This window comes from Lacticaseibacillus casei DSM 20011 = JCM 1134 = ATCC 393, from assembly GCF_000829055.1.
GTDB classification, from domain to species: Bacteria; Bacillota; Bacilli; order Lactobacillales; family Lactobacillaceae; genus Lacticaseibacillus; species Lacticaseibacillus casei.
The window spans coordinates 514868-534008 of record NZ_AP012544.1 but is presented as its reverse complement, the minus strand read 5'-3'; the positions used below and the strand labels follow the sequence as shown (position 1 = coordinate 534008).

At 49.5% G+C, this 19141-nt stretch carries 11 protein-coding genes and 3 pseudogenes; 7 read left to right on the top strand and 7 right to left on the bottom strand.

Features of this window, described 5'->3' with window-relative positions; all coding sequences use genetic code 11:
- Positions 1-84 precede the first annotated feature (84 nt).
- Positions 85-465, top strand: a complete 381-nt coding sequence (locus LBCZ_RS02555; RefSeq protein ID WP_025012277.1) for an iron-sulfur cluster biosynthesis family protein — start codon at positions 85-87, stop codon at positions 463-465.
- Between the two features lie 122 nt (positions 466-587).
- Here the strand turns inward: LBCZ_RS02555 and LBCZ_RS02550 are convergent.
- Together LBCZ_RS02550 and LBCZ_RS02545 are read right to left on the bottom strand one after the other, a co-directional pair.
- Positions 588-1880 (bottom strand): annotated as a pseudogene (locus LBCZ_RS02550) (sensor histidine kinase).
- Entirely contained in the window at positions 1877-2572 is a 696-nt protein-coding gene (locus tag LBCZ_RS02545; RefSeq protein ID WP_025012275.1) for a response regulator transcription factor, read from the bottom strand. The pseudogene LBCZ_RS02550 and the gene LBCZ_RS02545 overlap by 4 nt, the downstream one beginning before the upstream one ends.
- Positions 2573-2784: 212 nt before the next feature.
- Here LBCZ_RS02545 and LBCZ_RS02540 point away from each other — a divergent pair, with 212 nt between their 5' ends.
- From LBCZ_RS02540 to LBCZ_RS02520, 5 genes are all read left to right on the top strand, one after another.
- Positions 2785-3192: a GtrA family protein gene (locus LBCZ_RS02540; protein ID WP_025012274.1), complete on the top strand. Its 408-nt coding sequence runs from the start codon at positions 2785-2787 to the stop codon at positions 3190-3192.
- On the top strand, positions 3179-5326 hold the full coding sequence (locus tag LBCZ_RS02535; protein ID WP_025012273.1) for an ArnT family glycosyltransferase: 2148 nt from the start codon (positions 3179-3181) through the stop codon (positions 5324-5326). Before LBCZ_RS02540 ends, LBCZ_RS02535 begins: the two co-directional genes overlap by 14 nt.
- A gap of 32 nt (positions 5327-5358) precedes the next feature.
- Complete coding sequence (locus tag LBCZ_RS02530) at positions 5359-6336, top strand: glycosyltransferase family 2 protein (protein ID WP_025012272.1); 978 nt, start codon at positions 5359-5361, stop codon at positions 6334-6336.
- Positions 6337-6549: 213 nt separating this feature from the next.
- Positions 6550-9195 carry a cation-translocating P-type ATPase gene (locus LBCZ_RS02525; protein WP_225421659.1) on the top strand — a complete coding sequence of 882 codons (2646 nt, stop codon included), beginning with the start codon at positions 6550-6552 and terminating at the stop codon, positions 9193-9195.
- A gap of 87 nt (positions 9196-9282) precedes the next feature.
- Positions 9283-10242 carry an acrylyl-CoA reductase family protein gene (locus LBCZ_RS02520; protein ID WP_025012271.1) on the top strand — a complete coding sequence of 320 codons (960 nt, stop codon included), beginning with the start codon at positions 9283-9285 and terminating at the stop codon, positions 10240-10242.
- 148 nt (positions 10243-10390) lie between these two features.
- Here LBCZ_RS02520 and LBCZ_RS02515 read toward each other — a convergent pair whose 3' ends face one another.
- From LBCZ_RS02515 to LBCZ_RS02495, 5 genes and pseudogenes are all read right to left on the bottom strand, one after another.
- Entirely contained in the window at positions 10391-11194 is an 804-nt protein-coding gene (locus LBCZ_RS02515) for an ABC transporter ATP-binding protein (RefSeq protein ID WP_025012270.1), read from the bottom strand.
- A gap of 1 nt (position 11195) precedes the next feature.
- Entirely contained in the window at positions 11196-12167 is a 972-nt protein-coding gene (locus LBCZ_RS02510) for an ABC transporter permease (protein ID WP_025012269.1), read from the bottom strand.
- 31 nt (positions 12168-12198) lie between these two features.
- A pseudogene (locus tag LBCZ_RS02505) lies at positions 12199-13167 on the bottom strand (ABC transporter substrate binding protein).
- A gap of 661 nt (positions 13168-13828) precedes the next feature.
- Positions 13829-14642: pseudogene (locus tag LBCZ_RS02500) on the bottom strand (ABC transporter substrate binding protein).
- 443 nt (positions 14643-15085) lie between these two features.
- On the bottom strand, positions 15086-17473 hold the full coding sequence (locus LBCZ_RS02495; RefSeq protein WP_039639548.1) for a beta-glucosidase family protein: 2388 nt from the start codon (positions 17471-17473) through the stop codon (positions 15086-15088).
- Positions 17474-17841: 368 nt separating this feature from the next.
- Here LBCZ_RS02495 and LBCZ_RS02490 point away from each other — a divergent pair, with 368 nt between their 5' ends.
- Positions 17842-18894 (top strand): IS30 family transposase, encoded by a 1053-nt coding sequence (locus LBCZ_RS02490; protein WP_041084708.1) that lies wholly within the window; start codon positions 17842-17844, stop codon positions 18892-18894.
- The last annotated feature ends 247 nt before the right edge of the window (positions 18895-19141 follow it).

Genomic DNA, 19141 nt, shown 5'->3' with positions numbered 1-19141 from the left:
AGCGTCGTTGAGCCAATCACCGCGTCGAATCAGTTGCTTTTGCTTCCTAATCAGCCTATGTTTACGTCGAAGGGAGTTGATTGCATGCAAATTCATTTTGACGAAGGTGCCATCGACAAGATCAAGCCTCATTTGGATCCGGACAAGAAACTGCTTTTGACCTTTGAAGACGGCGTTGGTCCTTATTCACAACACGCGATGATCCATATGCAGGTGCAGTTTTCACTGAATGTGGTCAAAGCCAGTGATCCGGCAACCGACTATGATACGAAAATTGATAGCAACCTCGGGCCGATTCTGATCAAGGGTTACTCACAAGAAGATTTAAATGCAAATATGAACGTTCACTTTAATAAGACACTTAATACGTTGATTTTAAGTGGTGATGGCGGCGATATTGATACGAACATGGGCTTTATCGATTTCACGGAAGCCAATGGGGTTCGCAATAATCCTGCCCGTTAATCGTCGTATCAGGGTTTTGTCACCAAGCGTTGTTTAAAAAGTGATTGAAATTTAAAAGCAGCCGTTCCAAAAGCTATTTCAAGCTTCGGAACGACTGCTTTTCGTTTGCCATCATTTGACAACTAAGCCCCACGTGGTTTATTAGGTAGCGTCACAACAAATAAAGCACCGTGGGGATGGACGTCTTTGACTTCAATGTGACCATGATGAATCGTCACAATCCACCGGGCGATGGCCAATCCCAAGCCGCTGCCGCCAGTTTGCCGGCTGCGGGAGGCATCTTCGCGATAAAAGCGTTCGAAAATTCGAGATTTGTCAGCATCGGCAATATTCGGTCCTGAATTGCCGACAATCAGCTGCCAGTCCCGCGGCGTTTGCGTGACCTCGACCCAAATCGAATCACCTGCCTGCGTATATTTGAAGGCATTGTCTAGCAGAATCACCAGCAATTGCTTGATCCGAGCTGCATCAAACCAAGCATGGCCATCTGGCGGCAGCTTGGTCGTGAAGGACTTGTCCTGACTTTTGGCAATGTCATGATAAGACGCCAACTGTGGCGCTAAAGCCTGATCAAAGCGCAAGTCAGTTAACTCGATTTCAATGGTGTTACTGTCAGCTTTGGCAATCGTCAACAAATCATCGGTCAATTGCCGCAAACGCTTGGTCTCGCCTAACGAAGTCGCAATCGCTTCGCTTTCATCGATAATTGTCGCTTGCGGTTTTGTCAGCAGAGATTCCTGTTTGCTTTGAATCACGGCCAGCGGTGCCCGCAATTCGTGGGCGGCATCCGCAACAAAATCCTGTTGCCGTTGCCACGACCGCACAATCGGCCGCATTGCCCGCGTCGACAACCAATAAGACAATCCCAATGCCAACGCCCAGAATAAAATAATCATCACAATCAAAACCTGCCGAAACGAGCGAATAGCTGCTTCCTGGGCATCGGTGTTCTGCAAAATCAATACATAATGCCCGGCATATTGCGGATCAGCGGCCGTCTGCGGCACTTTAACCAACAATGTTCGAAATGTGCCAGTCGAGGTCGCTAAAGTCTGTAGTTTGTTAAGCGCCTGCCGATCCAATTTCAGTTTCTTGAAATACGCATAAAAGCGTTCGCCCAGCATGGCTTGATTAATAATTTTGCCTTTTTTATTGAAGACCACCATATTCATCCGAAACAAAATCGGCCGACTTCCTCCCGGCTGCCGTGGGGCGTTGGGGGTGGTCATCCCTGTCGCCGGTTTGATGATCATGGTCTTTTACTGCTCTAACGTATGGTCAATGTCTTGATAAACCGAGCGTTCATACAGAAAAAAGACGATCAATCCCAGCACCAGGAAAAGTCCGGCGAAACTCAGCAACTGACCGACAAACAAGCGCCGCTGCTGCCGCTTAATTCCTTTATCTGCATTCATTCACGGCCCTCCGGTTCTTGAAAAATATAGCCAACATTGCGAATGGTTTTAATCCAGCCGTCAACTTTCAGCGGTTTTAACTTTTTGCGTAAGTTCGACATATAAACTTCAACCACACTCACAGCGGTTTCGGAGTCAAAGCCCCAAAGTCGATCGAAAATCTGATCTTTCGTGATAATGGTTTTTTGATTCTGCAGCAAATACACGAGCAAGTCGAATTCCTTACCATTTAACGAAACGGGTTGCCCATTGATCAGCACTTCATGGCGATTTAAATACACTTCGTATGGCCCAGCAGTTAAGCCATCAGCATCAAAAAAGTGTCCTGTGCGTTTCAACAACGCCTTGAGCCGCATAATGAGTTCTTCGCGGTGAAACGGTTTGGTGAGGTAATCATCCCCGCCTAATTCAAACCCGCGCAACTTATCGGCAAGCGCATCCTTAGCCGTCAAAATAAGCACCGGCGTTTTCACCTGCTTGGCGCGCAACTGTTTAAACAAGTCGAAGCCATTCAATTCCGGCAGCATGATATCCAGGATAATCGCATCAAACACCCCTTCCTCCGCCTGATACAAACCATCCGCCCCAGTTAACGCGGCTTCAGGGTCGGCAAAGTCTCGAATGAAGTCAACGATGCTTTCATTCAAATCCGGATCGTCTTCTATAACAAGAATTTTTGGTTTAACCGTCATTTCTATACTCCCAACTAATCTGAGCGTGAGCGTGAACTGGCGCGGTTAGAAATCTGCGCCAGTAGCCGCATTATACTTCAATCACTTCAGCCACTATTTCAGCCTAACACGCCAACCATAAAACCTTCTTAAGAAAAAATCCGATCGCCTTTAAGGTTAATTTATGCTGCACATCGCATACTAGTCCCATTCATCAGGAAGGGAGCGATACGATGCGCCTAAAGCTGAAACAATTCATAAGCTTCAGTCTCGTCGGAGGGATCAACACCATTTTGACTTATCTGATCTATCTGATATTATACCAATTGATCAATCCGACCGCTGCAATGGGTGTCGGTTATGGGTTAACGTCCATCTTGGGACTTTTCCTCAATGATACCTGGGTTTTCAAAGTCAAAGATCATCGCCAGCTTAAAAGTGTAGCGCCGCGATACTATTTCTCTTATGGCCTCACATTTATTTTAAGTCTGGTGCTGACCAGCTTCTGGAATGATGCTTTGGGTTTACCTAAGCCTTTAGCACCGATGTTTTCGCTTATGGTTACTGTCCCGACGAACTTCCTTTTAAGTAAGTTCTGGGTATTCCGAGAAAAGGGAGTCACGGCACATGAAAAAAATTAGACAATGGACGGTTGATTGGTGGCTCATTGGCATTTTAATTCTCGCAGCATTTCTCTATGCATGGAACATCTGGGAAGCAGGCAATGCCAATGATTATTACACCGCCGCCATTACCAGTATGGTTCAAAGTTGGCACAATTTCTGGTACGGCGCTTTTGATCCCGCTGGCTTTATTACAGTTGATAAACCACCGGTCGCACTGTGGTTTATGGCCATCTCCGCCAAAATTTTCGGCGTTCATGGCTGGTCAGTCGTCCTACCATCCATTTTGTTCGGCATCGGCAGCGTTGCCTTAATCTACAACATGATCAAGCCACGCTTTAATGCCTGGGCAGCGCGACTAGCCGCACTGGCACTCACTTTGACGCCGATTGTGGTTGCGGATTCGCGGACAAACAATATGGACGCCACCTTACAATTCTTCCTACTGCTTGCTAGCTGGTGCCTCATGAAGGCCATTAGCACCCGCAAGCCATGGTTGGTGGTTGTCAGTTTTGCCTTAATTGGCGTCTCGTTCAATATTAAAATGCTTCAGGCCTTTATGATTTTGCCGGCCCTATTGCTTTTCTACTGGCTCGCCTCGAACCAGAAACTTTGGCGCCGCCTTACCACACTAGGCATTGCGGCTGTCGCCATGGCGGTTACTACATTAGCCTGGCCAATGCAGGTTGATTCGACTGCTGCGACTCAGCGACCCTATGTCGGCAGTTCTGAAACGAACTCGGAAATGGAATTGGCTTTTGGCTATAACGGTACTGAACGCTTACTAGGTCAAACAACCGGTACTGGCGCAGCTTTCCCAGGCATGGGGAATAATGCCAAGTCCAAGACCGGTGGCACCCCACCAACTGGCGCAACCGGTAAGACCGGCAATCCACCAGGTGGCAAGTCAACTAAAGGCACGTCCGGTCAACCAGGTACCGGCAACACCCAAGGCGGAACACCACCAACTGGGACTAAAAAGCAGCAGGCAACTGTCAAAACCAAAAAAGCTACCGGCGGGAAAATGCCTGCCAACTTCAAAAAAGGTAACTTTAAAGGCGGACCTGGTACAGGCGGCGGTGCTCCGGGCGGCCATAAAGGTGGTGGCGGTGGCGGCGGTGCCTTTTCCATTGGTACTGCTGGCCCGTTACGCTTGCTCCAATCCGACCTTGGCCCGCAAATCAGTTGGTTAGTCCCAGCTGCTTTAATCGGCTTCATCAGTGCATTTGCCTATTATCTTGATCGCAAGCGTAAATGGTATCAAACAACCTCTCAGCAAAATCATTTACTTTTCTGGATGGGTTGGCTCGTACCAGTCGCCGGTTTCTTCTCAATTGCCAGCTTCTTCCACCCTTACTACATGATTATGCTCGCACCGCCGATTGCTGCTTTGTTCGGCATCGGGATTGTCACAATGTTTAAGCAATTCAAGCTGGGCTTCAAGCATTGGCAAAGTTGGTTATTGCCACTTGCCATCGTGACAACAACGGCACTCCAGGCTTGGTATGTCAGCTTGTACTATCAGTGGCAGACATGGCTTGTGGTTGGTGCAGGTCTAATCGGCTTAGCGCTTCTTTTCATCGGCCGAACCAGAAGTTGGCTCAAATCAGCCCTGGGCGTTGCCATTGCCGCTATTTTGGTAGCGCCGGGCTTCTGGTCACTTACACCGACGCTTGCCGGTTCATCAGCTGCGATTACGTCTGCCGGTCCTTCACTTCTGACCTCCGGCGGTAACAGCGGTGGTATTGGTAGCGGCAGCGTTGACAGCGGATTGCTGAAGTATGTTGAAAAACATCAAGGCAGCGCCAAATACCTGTTTGCTACCAGCAACGCCAGCACGGCCGCGCCTTACATCATTAAGTCCGGCAAAGCAGTCATGGCGATCGGCGGATTTAATGGTACCGACCCTGCCATTACCCTCAAACAATTCAAAGCCCTCGTTAAAAAAGGCGACATGAAATATTACCTGTCCTCAGGTCGCTCAGGTAATTCCAAGATTGAATCCTGGGTCACCAAAGTCGGTAAAAAGGTTTCTTCAAACAAATACAGTAGTCAAAGCAGCTCAAGCACCAAGTCCCCAGGTGGTATGGGGATGGGCGGTGACATGGGTGGCGGCACCCTGTATGAGCTTGACGCCAGCATGGTCAAGTAACCCATTATCATTTTGAAAGGAGAAGATGCGCTATGCGACAAGAAAAGGATCCCTTCATCTCAATCGTTTTGCCAGTCTATAACGAAAGCGCCGGTATCGGTGAGACGATCAAGGAATTGGCTAATTACGTCCGTGCAAGACCGGAACGATATGAGCTCATTTTTGTCAACGACGGCTCGACCGACGATAGCGCCGATCAGATAAGAGCTGCTGTGGCCAAAAACCCGACGATTCGGCTGGTGGATTTTTCACGCAACTTTGGCCATCAACTGGCGATTACGGCCGGCATCCGTTACGCCAGCGGTGACGCGGTTGTCGTCATGGACGCTGACTTGCAGGATCCGCCCCGCGTGATTCCCGAAATGCTGGCGCGCTGGCGGGAAGGCTATGATGTTGTTTACGGTAAGCGCCGCAAACGCAGCGGTGAAACCTGGTTTAAAAAGCTGACCGCCGAAACATTTTATCGGGTGCTGAAAGCTGTTACGAGTATCGATATTCCGGTTGACACCGGCGACTTTCGACTCATGGACCGTCGTGTTGTCAACGTTTTAAAACAAATGAACGAACAAGATCCGTATGTTCGCGGCATGGTCTCATGGGTCGGCTATAAACAAGTCGCCGTAGAATACGATCGGCAAGAACGCACGGCTGGTAAAACCCACTATCCGTTGCGGAAAATGCTGCATCTTGCCATGAATGGCATCACCAGCTTCTCGACTGTCCCTTTGACGATTGCCAACTGGTTAAGTGGCTTCTTCCTCTTAATAGCCGTTGCCACCACCTTCGTCAACCTTCTCCTCGGCCGCCTCAGTTTATTGACTTGGGTCATTAGTGCCACCTTCTTTGTCGGCGCCGGCGTGACCTTCACGATCGGACTACTTGGCAATTACATCGGCAGAATGTTTGCCGAAAGTCGCCATCGACCGCTTTACATCGTTGCCGACACCTATGGCTTCAAAACCCAAGCAGCGCAACAGCCGCATTATCGCTATCATGCGTTGCAAAACTAAAGAAAGCTCTATTCACCATTGATAAAACAGGACTGCTGGTCATCACTCGGCAGTCCTGTTTTTGTGAGCGTGACCCAGCCCGGTTAGAAACCGGCGTGCCGATTCAAAATTTTACAGACGACACTTTGTCATGTTACGGTTATTATAAGTAAGTATTGACATGACCCACCCAACCCAGAAAGGACTGAGTGTATGCCAACAACGACCTAAGCCTTGACACTTCTGACGCCGAGCGATTTGGCCGCTGAATTTGACACTAACCTCACCACCGGTCTGACAACTGACACAGTTGTCAAACACCGGCAACAAAATGGTTCCAATCAATTGACCGCTGCCAAAAAGCCTAGCTTGTTTCGGCAAATCGCCCACCACCTCAGCGATATCACGTCATTGATCTTGCTCTTTGCTGTCGGCCTATCCGCTTATCTTGCATTGACGACGGACAGTAACTGGACCAAGACGATTGTCATTGGCAGTATTGTGATCTTAAACGTTGTCATTGCCTTATATCAGGAACACAGCGCCGAAAAAGCATTGGCTGCGTTAAAAGCCATGACTGTTCACACTGTTACCGTGATTCGCGATGATAAAACGCAAACCATTCAAGCGGCGGATTTAGTTCCAGGTGACTTAATGCTGCTCAATGCTGGCGATGCCGTTGCTGCAGATGTCCGGCTGATTGAAAGTCAGGAACTTGAAGCAGACGAAGCCGTTTTAACCGGCGAAAGCGAATCTGTTGCTAAATCAGCTGCCCCATTAGCTGAAGTTCCTGAAAATCTCGGCGATGCGGCTAACTGCATTTTTTCCGGCACCGCAATTACCAGCGGAAAAGCAACCGCGATCGTCACGGCGACTGGGATGAATACCGAACTGGGAAAAATTGCCTCGCTATTAAACCAAACCAAAAAGCAGGTCACTCCACTCGCTAAACGGCTCGACGCACTTGGCAAACGGCTATCATTAGTTGCAGTTTTAGGCGGCGCGTTAACCATGTTATTAGCCATGCTGTATCATCAGGAAACTTTGGCAGACAGTCTAATGCTTGGTGTCAGCTTAGCCATCGCGGCAGTTCCGGAAACATTGCCGGTCATTGTCACCTTGAGTCTGACACACGGTGTTCAGAAAATGGCCAAGCGCCGCGCGATCATTCGTCAAGTTACCGCAGTCGAAACCATCGGCAATGTCAACGTCATCGCCTCGGACAAAACCGGTACCTTAACGCAAAATAAGATGACCGTGACGCATTTTTGGTCATTCGGGCAGCCTAATATTCAAAAGGCTACAGCCGAACCGCTAACGACTGACGCGCGCCGTTTTCTATCCTATTTAGGACTCGCCACCAACGCCAAGTTAACCGATCAGGACGAACCAGACATCGGTGACGCCACCGAGCTGGCCATTATGCGGTTGCTTGCCCACTATGGCTTAAGCCGCGACGATCTTGAAACCCGTTACCCACGCATCGCTGAGGCCCCTTTTTCATCAGCTAAAAAGACCATGGCGACGTTACACCGCACTCCGGAAGGCCACTATCTTGCTATTATTAAAGGCGCTGTGGATCGGATTGCCTTTTCAGCGCCGGATTGGCAAACCGAAGCCACTGAGGTTCATGATCAGATGACAGGACAGGCATTGCGCGTCCTAGCTGCCGGCTACCAAGAATTCACAGCCGATCCCGGAGCTGATTGGGAGAATCAGCTTACAGAGGTTCAGCCACTGGGGCTCATTGGGCTGATCGATCCGCCGCGCCCGGAAGTTCCGGCTGCGATTCAAGCTGCAAAAGATGCCGGGATTGTCACCGTGATGATTACGGGTGACCACCTTGACACTGCCACCGCCATTGCCCGGGATATCGGGATTCTTGATGGCAGTCACCGCGCGATTACCGGTCACGAGTTAAACCAAATGAGTGATGAAACCTTAGCTGCCACCATTCACCAGATTCGCGTTTTTGCCCGCACGACCCCGAGTGACAAAATTCGCATTGTGAAAGCCTGGCAACAGCAACAAGCCGTTGTCGCCATGACCGGTGACGGGGTCAACGATGCGCCAGCGCTGAAAGCTGCAGACGGCGGCATTGCGATGGGCATCACCGGAACTGACGTGGCGAAAAACGCGGCCGATATGATTTTGACCGACGACAACTTTGCTACGATTATCGACGCGGTGGCGCAAGGACGAACAGTTTACCAAAATATTCTCAAAGCCGTTGAATTTCTGATTTCCGTCAATTTCGCCCAAATTTTCACCATGCTAATCGCCGTTTTAATCGGCTGGGGCGCCGTGATGACACCGGAACAACTGTTGATTGTCAACGTGCTTGCCGACGGGATCCCGGGATTCTTCCTGAGCCGCGAACTGGCTGAACCCGGCATCATGCACCTCAAGCCGATTCCTAAAAAAGCCAGTATTTTTGCCAATGGCCTCGGCAAACGCGTCGCTGTGCGCACGGTGACTTATGTGGGACTGATCCTCGGTATCTATGCGATCGGGCGATTCGTTGTCAGCCCTGATCAACCGATTGTCGGCATGACCATGCTCTTCCTGACTTTGGCGATTGGCTCCATGCTTGATGTCTTCCCGATCAAAACCCGGGCGCGGCTCAACCGGACTGCTTTGACCAGTAATCCGATTTTAACCGTCAGCCTATTGGGGACCATGGCGATCATTCTGCTGCTAGCAATCCTTCAACCGTTTCAACAAATCTTCCAGCTGGCTCCTTTAACTCTCAGCCAGTGGCTTATTGTGTTCGTAGCCGTCTGGTTACCAATGCTGATTGTCGAAAGCTACAAACGTTGGCAGCATCGGCACGAACTGGCGGCCTGGCACCAACCGAATCTGGTTAGCGACAACGAATAACGAGCGTTTGGTTATTACGAATGAAACTGCTATGATTTAGTTAATAATTGAGCATAGATGTGATTCTTATTACGAGGGGGTAGCTCGATGCAGTTCTTTCAAGCATTCATTCACGACGGCCAAAAAGCGACACTACAAACGATCACCACAGATGATCTGTCCGCGGGCGAACTTTTAATCCGCGTCGCTTATTCAGACATTAATTATAAAGATGCCTTAGCTTACCAGCCGCACAACCAAATTATTCGGCAATACCCGCAAACTCTCGGTATTGATCTCAGCGGCACGGTTGTAGCTAGTCAGGATCCGCAATTTAAAAAAGGCGATCAGATTCTGGCAACCGGCCATGGCTTAGGCGTCAGTCAAGGCGGCGGTTATGCCCAATATGCCCGCATCCCGGCAAGTTGGGCCATGCCACTACCGCCGAACATGACGCTTGAAACGGCCATGGCATTCGGGACGGCAGGGTTAACGGCAGCATTATGCGTCAATGCGTTGATGCAAGCTGGCATGACGCCAGAACAAAATCCCCAGATCTTAGTGGGCGGCGCAACGGGTGGCGTCGGTAGCATTGCCTTACAATTGTTAGAAAATGCCGGATTTTCAAATCGAATTGCGGTTGTGCGCACCCCTGATCAGCAACAGCAAGTTCGCGATCTGGGAGCCACCGCAACCTTGGCGTTAGACGAATTACCAAAAGGCAAAGCCCTGAGCCGCCAACAATTTGATTACGCCATTGATCCACTCGGCGGCAGCTTCACGTCCAGTCTACTGCCAAGCATGCGCTACAACGGTGCAGTCGCGTTATGCGGCAACGCGGCCGGTACTTCCTTGCCGCTAACAGTCTTTCCGTTTATCTTACGGAATATTAGCTGGTTAGGCGTGGATTCCGTCAGCGCCCCGAATGAATTACGTCAAGAAGCATGGACGGCGCTGGCAAAGTTAAACCCTGTTCCCTTCCAAAAAATCAACCTAGCTGATCTTCCGCAAGCGTTAAACAACCACTTTACGCACCATCCAGTCAGAACGGTTGTTAGTATGGCTTGAGAATATTTAGAGGAGCAAAGTCAGCTATCTGTCAAAATTAAAAAGCACCTGGACTCCCAACGATAGACGTGTTGGGAATTCAGGTGTCTTTTCAATTAAGCCACTTTTTAGCACTCACTCACTAACTAGCTGGTTCACATCCAAACCATTAACTTAATAAAACCGCATCATCAGCAAACTCCTGCCCGCTGCGTTCTTTGAACAGCGTCAGCAAGTCTTCAACCGTCAGATTTTGCTTTTCCTCACCGCGGACATCCACAGCAATTTCGCCATGGTCCAGCATGATCAGCCGATCGCCATATTTCAAGGCACTCGCCATGTTATGGGTGATCATCAACGTGGTGATCTTCTGCGCTCTTACCATCTGATCGGTCAACGCCATGACGGTTGCGCTGGTTTGCGGATCAAGCGCTGCCGTGTGTTCATCTAGCAGCAACAGCGCCGGCTTTTTCAGCGTCGCCATTAACAACGTGACCGCCTGACGTTGACCGCCGGAAAGCAGGCCCATCTCAGCACCTAATCGCTTCTCCAGTCCCAATCCCAGTGTCGCAAGTTTCTCTTGAAAGTGTTGGCGATCGCGCCGCTTCACGCCACTCGCCCAAAAGTTGCGCCAATCACCGCGTTTTTCCGCCAAAGCCAGATTCTGTTCAATCGTCAACAACGAAGCCGTGCCTGATCGGGGATCCTGGAAAACCCGGGCAATTAATTTAGCACGCTTGGCAACGTTTTGGTAGGTCACGTCTTTGCCGTCAATGAGAATCTGTCCCTGATTAACTGGCAAGGTACCGGCAATACTGTTAAGTAACGTGGATTTGCCCGCGCCGTTACCTCCGATAATCGCCACAAACTCGCCACGTTCCAGGCTCAAGTCAATACCCTTCAATGCGTGGTTTTTATTGACGGTTCCCTGTTCAAAATACTGATGCAAACCGTGTACTTCAAGAACTGCCATCTTACCGCGCCTCCTTTTGCTGTTCCAGCGGCGAAACGGTCATCGTTTCTGCCGCCTTTGATGTCGTTGTCTGACTTTGCTTGACCGGACGCCGATTGCCATGCCGCACTTTTAGTTGGAAAAGTTTCTTCTTCAGTAATGGCAAGGACAGGAAGACCGTCAACATAAGTGCGTAGAAGAAGCGCAAGTAGTTCGGATCCACGCCCATGTCCAATACCACCGCAATAATCAACCGATAAATCACAGCACCGACAATGATCATCAACAACCGGGCCCACAGCGGGACGCCGCGAACCAGAATCTCTGAAATGATAATGGCAGCAAGGGCGATGACAATCGTGCCAATCCCCATCGATAAGTCGGCATAGCCATTGGTTTGCGCCATGAGACTGCCCGACAAGGCAATGAGCCCGTTGCTTAGCATATAAATGATGATCTTCATGGCGTCATTGTTAATCCCATTCGCCGCCGCCATATCCTGATTGTTACCAACTGCGGCCGCCGCTAATCCCATTTCAGTATGGAAAAAGAACACCAAGATGCCGATGACCATTGCTACCACGATCGCCCCAACCATGATGCCGATCGTCGTCGCGTCACCGCTGTCAGTCAAATTGAAAACTGTTTTGACGGTGCCAATTAAGCTGATATTCGCCTTGCCCATAATGAACAGGTTCACCGAATATAAGCCCGTCATCGTCAAAATACCGGTTAACAAATCCGGAATATGCAGCTTGGTGGTCAAAAATCCGGAAACTGCCCCAGCTGAAGCGCCACCAACAAATCCCATTAGTGTTGCCACAATCGGTCCTGTCCCCGATACAATGGCATGGGCGGTAATCGCTGCCCCTAAAGGAAAACTCCCTTCTGCTGTCATATCTGCAATGTCTAAAATACGAAAAGTCAGATACACGCCGATTGCCATAACCGACCATAATAATCCTTGGGCAATACTCGATGTCACAATGTCCATAACGAATCCCCTCGTTTTTTAAATCGTTTGTTTATTCTGCTTCTTCTAACATGGCTTTTGTCAGCCCGAATTGCCGCATCCGTTCCGGATTAATCACCAATCGCGTCTTGGATGGTTATTCAACCGACAAATCTTTAACCTTCTTACCCTTCAGCAACTGCACGGCTAGTTTGCCGGTTTGCTTGCCAAGATCTTCGTAGTTGATGCCCACAGTGGCAACTCCAGCCAGCTTAACCATGGTCGCGTCTGCCGGAACCACGGGAATCTTTTCTTTGGTGCTGACTTTACCGATCGTCGCCATGGAAGCTGCCATCGTGTTGTCGGTTGGAATGTAGATGACATCGCTTTGTTTCATCAATGCCGATGCACTTTGCTCAACATCATTGGTTGTCGCTGCCGTTTTTTCAACGGCTGTCAGCCCGAGCTTCTTAATCGCAGCTCTGGCTAGCTTAACTTGAACTTGCGAGTTTTGCTCCGCGGCGTTGAAGAGTAGGCCGATCTTTTTGGCCTTCGGAAAGACCTTATGAATAAACTTGATCTGGCCCGCCACATCGACTTTATCGGTGACGCCGGTGGCATTCTTATTTGGTTTCTCTGGATTAGTGACTAATCCAGCTGACTTAGGATCAGTGATCGCCGTAAACAGCATTGGCGTTTTGGTATCCGCCTTTTGCAACGCTTGAGCAGCGGGAGTCGCAATGGCCAAGTTAAGATCATTCTTGTCGCGGGCAAGACGCTGACTCATGGTTTGAAGATTCGATTGGTCGCCTTGGGCATTGACGTAATCCAGCTTGATCTTATTGCCTTTGTAACCGGCCTTAGCAAGTTCGTCCGTAAAACCTTTGCGGGCCGCAGTTAAAGCCTGTTGGTCAATGAGCTGTAAAACGCCGACCTTTACCTGACTCTTGTCAGCCGCGGCTTTGGTTGACTTGCCACAGCCAACTAACGTCATGATGGCTAGTGCGGTTGCTGCGACGGCAGCGATTCGTTTGAGTTTCATTTTTTCTTCCTCCTGAGATGTTTGGTGAATCGACGTGCTGGTTTGGGCGGGTGGTTAAGGTACCCGCGCACGGTTGTGAGCAGGACAGCGTCGGGCTCTGGCTTGCAGTACATATAGAAAACACTGCAAAGGCGCCGACACTAATTTGAAACGCGTTCACTGACGCAGAAGTCTACGTGTAAGGGCCTTGGTCGCAATGGCCTAAGCCCGGACCATCACGCCCAAGGCCACTTATGCTCCGGTTTCTAACCGGCCACGCTCTCGCTCTGCTCTAAAAAGAGACCCGCCACCGGATTTACTCATCCGTGTGGCGGGCCTCTTACTTTTTTCCCGGGAAAGAAAAAGCCACATGGATGAATTCGTCCATGTGGCGGTTAATTGCAAGTGAAATACTCACGGCCATCATGGATACAAACCTGATTGGCTTGTATCCATGAGATACAAACCATTATCCGAAATAGCCGTAATAGTACGCGTGATTAAGTTGTGTTGTTTTGCTTTGTCTCATGATCAACACTCCTTGTGTCCAAAAGTTTGTTCCTTCTGGCTAGTTTCTAAGGGTATCCTCATAATTTCATCTTGTCAACACATATTTTCACGATTATTTTGACTATCTCAGGTTTTGCTCGGTTTAAAATGTCAAAGAAGGTTGTTATACCGGTTACTTCGGTAAGTTAACTTTTTGTTTCACCACTTTTAACATGGCGTCATTTTTCACGGTTTTAACATTGGCCGGTTTTTCGAGGGCGAGTTTTTTGACCGGAGTGCCTTTCAGCGGTTTGATTGCCATTTTGGCGGTTTGTTTACCAAGATCGCGATAATCAATGCCTTTGGTAATCGTGCCACCGTCTTTGACCATCGGTAGTCGTGGCGGCTGTCTTGATCTGGTAACGCAGGCCCAGCTTCTTGAGATGTGCTTTAGCTTGCTTGATCTGATAGACCGAGTTGGGCTCGCCGGCGTTGTACATCAGCCCAATCGTTTTGGCTTGCGGAAATGTTTTGTGCAGTAAGTCAATCTGGTCGCTAACGGCAACTAAATCGGTAACGCCAGTGGCATTTTTGTCCGGCTTCGTCAGGTTCGTCACCAATCCGGCTGACTTTGGATCCGTAATAGCGGTGAAAAGCAGCGGTGTCTTCTTGTCGGCTTTTTGCAACGCTTGGGCGGCCGGAGTGGCAATGGCGAGATTCACGTCATTCTTCCCGCGCGCCAGCCGATCGCTCATGGTTTTGAGATTCGCCTGATCGCCTTGCGCGTTCACATAATCGATCTTGATGCGCTTTCCTTTGTAGCCGGCCTTGGCGAGTTCCGCCTCAAACCCTTTGCGTGCCTCGGTCAACGCGGTCTGATCCATTAATTGCAAAATACCGACTTTAACAGTTTCTTTGCTGGCAGCTTTCGATTGCTTGCCACAACCCGTTAACGTTAAGCCAATCAGCGCCATGCCAGCCAATGCGAGTAAAAGATGTTTTTTCATGATAGTCCTCCTTGAAGTGACGTTGCGTACTTACCCTGTGACAAAACCGTGAAGACCTTTTTTAGCAGATGACTGGGTACACACGGAAGTTTGACCTTGGCCTGCCCGTAAACACATTCGCCTAATAAAAAGCGGGCCAGTCACATTTTTTCCATGCGACTGGCCCGTGTTTTCGGTATAGAAAAGCCGCATGGATTATTGTTCATCCATGCGGCGTTGTTGACACATTTAATGTGACAGCCTTATGGATGCAAACCGTTGCTTGCGCGGTTTGCATCTGACTGCAAACCGCTATCCAAAAAAGCTGCCAAAAAAGGTATTCAGTTGTGTTTGCCGATGATTCATCACGGTCAACACTTCCTTCGGTTTTGTATGAAATTAAGAATACCGAATGGAAGATACGTTCGTCAAGAAAAATTTTTAATCTTTTTACAATACGTTTGTTATCTAAAAATCATTTTAAGGTACTGATGATTGGCGGCCGCTACCAATCGATCTACCATACTTAGTCTAAGTGCGCCACTTGCTTGTTGGGCCAACCGAATAAGCGGTGTGTCCAACACGATCGCCTGCTGGAACTTGGCCTCTGGACCGTCTTTGTCAATGTAATCCTTGGTACGCATTTTAATGACCGTCCGTGCGACCAAGCGCAGCAGCCACGAATATTTCTGCATTTCCCGCGGCGTATTCAGACGCGTGAACTCACCAGGAACAAACTCATGATGCGGCGGTACCTTTTGACCAATGAGTTGTTCAAAATCATACACGGTCGGCTTGCCAGACGGTGTGGTATACCAATCAGGGACATTTTCAAAATTCGTAAAGGCCTGTCCGTGAACTTGAACCGGCAAGACACTGACAATATCCGCAGAACTTGTCCCGATGGCCACGGCTTTTGCGGCATCAGGCAATTCCCATGTCTGGGTTTGTTCATGCCACTCTTTAAACGCCTGCGCTGGAAGTGCCAACGTAACCGTCACCGTTTCACCAGCTTTAACGAACACCTTTTTGAAGGCTTTCAGTTCTCTGATTGGGCGCAAAGGACGCGCGGTTTGTTCCTGAACGTAAGCCTGGACCACTTCTGCACCATCGCGACTGCCGGTATTCGTCAACTCCACCTGTACCGTCACTGGCTGGTCATCGGTGACGTGATCGTCAGTGAGGCGCGCATTTTTAATGGCAAAAGAGGTATAGCTTAGGCCAAAGCCAAACGGAAATGCCACCGGCACCTGAGCTTTGTCGAAGTAACGGTAGCCAATATACGTGCTTTCGACGTAGGGTACGGAGCGCGTCCGGTGATCGCAAAGCTCCGCAGATGGTATATCCGCATAATGAATCGGGTAAGTTTCGGCCAACTTACCACTTGGATTCACCTGCCCGGTTAACACCCGACCAGTTGCCGCGCCGATTTGCTCACCGCCTAAATACAAATCCAAAACCGCCTGTACCTGATCCAACCATGGCAGCTCAACCGGTGCGCCGGCAACCAACAGAACGACGACATGCGGATTAATTGCAGCAATCGCCTGCAGCAAATCATTTTGAACTTTCGGCAAGGCCATGTTTTGGCGATCAAAACCTTCAGACTCATAGTTATCTGGCAATCCGGCAACAAAAATGACCTTGTCGTGGGTGCGGGCCAGTTCCAGTGCCTGAGCGATTGCTTCCTCATCGACTTGATCATCCAGTCGATAGCCCGCCGCGTAATCATAAGCGATGCCAGCTTGCTTGAGTCCAGTCAAAATCGGCACCTGTTCCGCCGCCTTAATATGCGATGAACCGGCACCTTGGAATCGGGTCTCTTTGGCCAACTCGCCGACCACTGCTACTTGCTCATTAGCAGCTAAAGGCAAAATTCCGTCATCGTTTTTCAACAGCACGATGGCACTTTCCGCAATTTTTTGCGCTAATTGGGCATGCTGATGTAGTAAGTCCTCACGTGAGCCAGTGAACTTAGGTCGCTGTTTACGCGCCATTTTGGCAATATTGGCAGCGGCGCGATCCAGACTGGCAGGCCGCAACTCGCCGGTCTGATAAGCCTTCAACGCCTCTTTGTCAAAAAGGTGCTGATCCCCGGGCATTTCTAAATCCGTACCGGCATTCAGCGAAGCAACCTTATCGTTAAGTGCGCCCCAATCCGTAATGACGGCGCCGTCAAAACCAAACTGGTTGCGCAAAACCTGCGTCATCAAATAATGATTGTCACTGGCATAACGACCATTTACTTTATTGTAAGAACACATCACCGATTCCGGATGCCCTTCAGTAACCGCAATGCGAAAGGCTTCCAGATAGATTTCGTGCAACGCAACCGGATCAATCATCGAATTAGACGACAGGCGGCCATTTTCCTGATTATTCGCCGCAAAATGCTTCAGGCAAGCCGCCACACCCTGCTTTTGAATACCTTGAATCCAAGCCGCACCGAGTTTCCCCGCCAAGAACGGATCTTCGCTAAAATATTCGAAATTTCGGCCACACAAAGGATTGCGCTTCATATTCACGCCCGGCCCCAACACAACATCAACGCCCAGACTCCGTGCTTCGAGTCCGATCGCCTCACCCATTGCGGCAATGAGTTCAGGATCCCAAGACGAAGCGCTGGCACTAGCCGTCGGAAAACTAGTACTCGGCACGCTGTCATTGATGCCCAAGTGATCGGCTTCCGCAGCTTGATAACGCAAACCATGCGGCCCGTCACTCATCCGAATGCTAGGAATACCGTGCTCAGGAAACGCTTCGGAAGACCAGAAGTCTTTTCCTGAAGTCAATTTCACTTTTTCTTCAGTAGTCAGACTATTAAGATTAACTGGCGACACTGAATGATCCATCAAATTACCCCATTTTCAAATTTCTAACTGGCATCTTTGTCTTCTTTAAATATTAACGTTTTTCGCCCAAAATTTCCCGTTAATGGCCTCATTTTTGGGGAAAAAGGCCAGCGAAATGTCACGTTTGCCAAGGCTTATCGAATTAATTGACTATTTTTGACGGAAAGTGACAATCTGCCGCTTATTCCCAAATAAACGCTGGTGGTTACCAAAAAACCAGCGAAAAAACACGTGTTCTAAAATTTTCGCGCATTTTAGAATCAAGTTAGCCACTGTCTCAAAATTTTTTGGACAATAAAAAACATCAAGAACAGATATCCTGTATCATTGAAGTTCCTACCCAAACAATGGAAGAGGATATTGTCTTGATGCAGAAACAGGATAGCACACACCGCCAAAAAGGTCAGCACTTAACATCACTCGAGCGCGGAAAAGTGGCCGGATTCCGCCAAGCTGGGAAGTCCAATCGTTGGATTGCTGCTGAAATTGGCGTCTGCCCGCAGACCATTAATAATGAAATCAAGCGAGGTACAGTAGATCAGGTCAAGAAGAGTAATGGCAAGCGCGTCTACCATCGACAATACCTGCCAGAGGCTGCTCAGGCTCGTTACGAGACTGCACGCTTGAGCTGCCATCGTCCTGACAAGTTCGCCAGCGTACAGGTCTTCTTAGCCTGGTACGTACAGCGAGCTAAGCAGGACAAATGGTCGCCGGATGCTTCATTCGGCTATGCCAAGCGACACAAGCTGTTTACTCCTGAAGAGCTTGTTTGTGCCTCGACTTTGTACCAGTACATTGACGACCAACGCCTAGAGATTCGAAATATCGACCTGTTGGAGAAGACTAAGCGGAAGACCTCTCACCAGCACCACACCAAGGCTAAGCGCCTGGCTGGCCGCAGTATCGAGGAACGGCCTAAGGTCGTTGAACGACGCAGGCAGTTCGGTCACTGGGAGATGGATACCATTGTCGGTAAACGCAATGGCAAGGAGAGCGTCATCTTGACTCTGATTGAGCGCAAGACCCGTTGCCAACTTCTCCGCTTGATCGAAGGACGAGATGCAGACTCTGTGAGCTATGCATTGCGTGGAATCAAGCGCGAATGGGGAGCTTGCATCAAGACCATCACAGCCGACAACGGACCCGAGTTCACCGCCTTAAATACTGCTTTTGCTGGGACGGAAACTGAGATCTTCTACGCCCATCCTTACACGTCCTGCGACCGTGGCACCAACGAGGCACATAACCGGATGATCCGCCAGGACTTCCCTAAGGGCATGTCCCTAGATGACATTAGCCCTAGTCAAGTGCAGGCCACGCAAGACCGCTTGAATCAGTTGCCTCGCAAACAACAGGGCTACTGCACACCCCAGCAAAACTTTGAGGCCGAAGCTCGGCGCGTTCGCCGCATGGCCCAGTAGTCTCTCTAGCGCCACAACTTCTATTTGATAACGGCCTGTTCTGGGATTGTCCTCAACGACTGGCTAACTTGTTCTTGCAATTTACGGTTCTAAAATTTTGTGTCAGATCGTCATAAAAAGTTCACATTTACGGATTATTCTTTTAACCGTAGCAAGGAAGTTTACCCCCTTCTTACTACTACCCCAACCCAACTTTTTTCATTTTTACTCCTCCAAAGTAAAAATAAGTCAGTACCACCCCCAATGG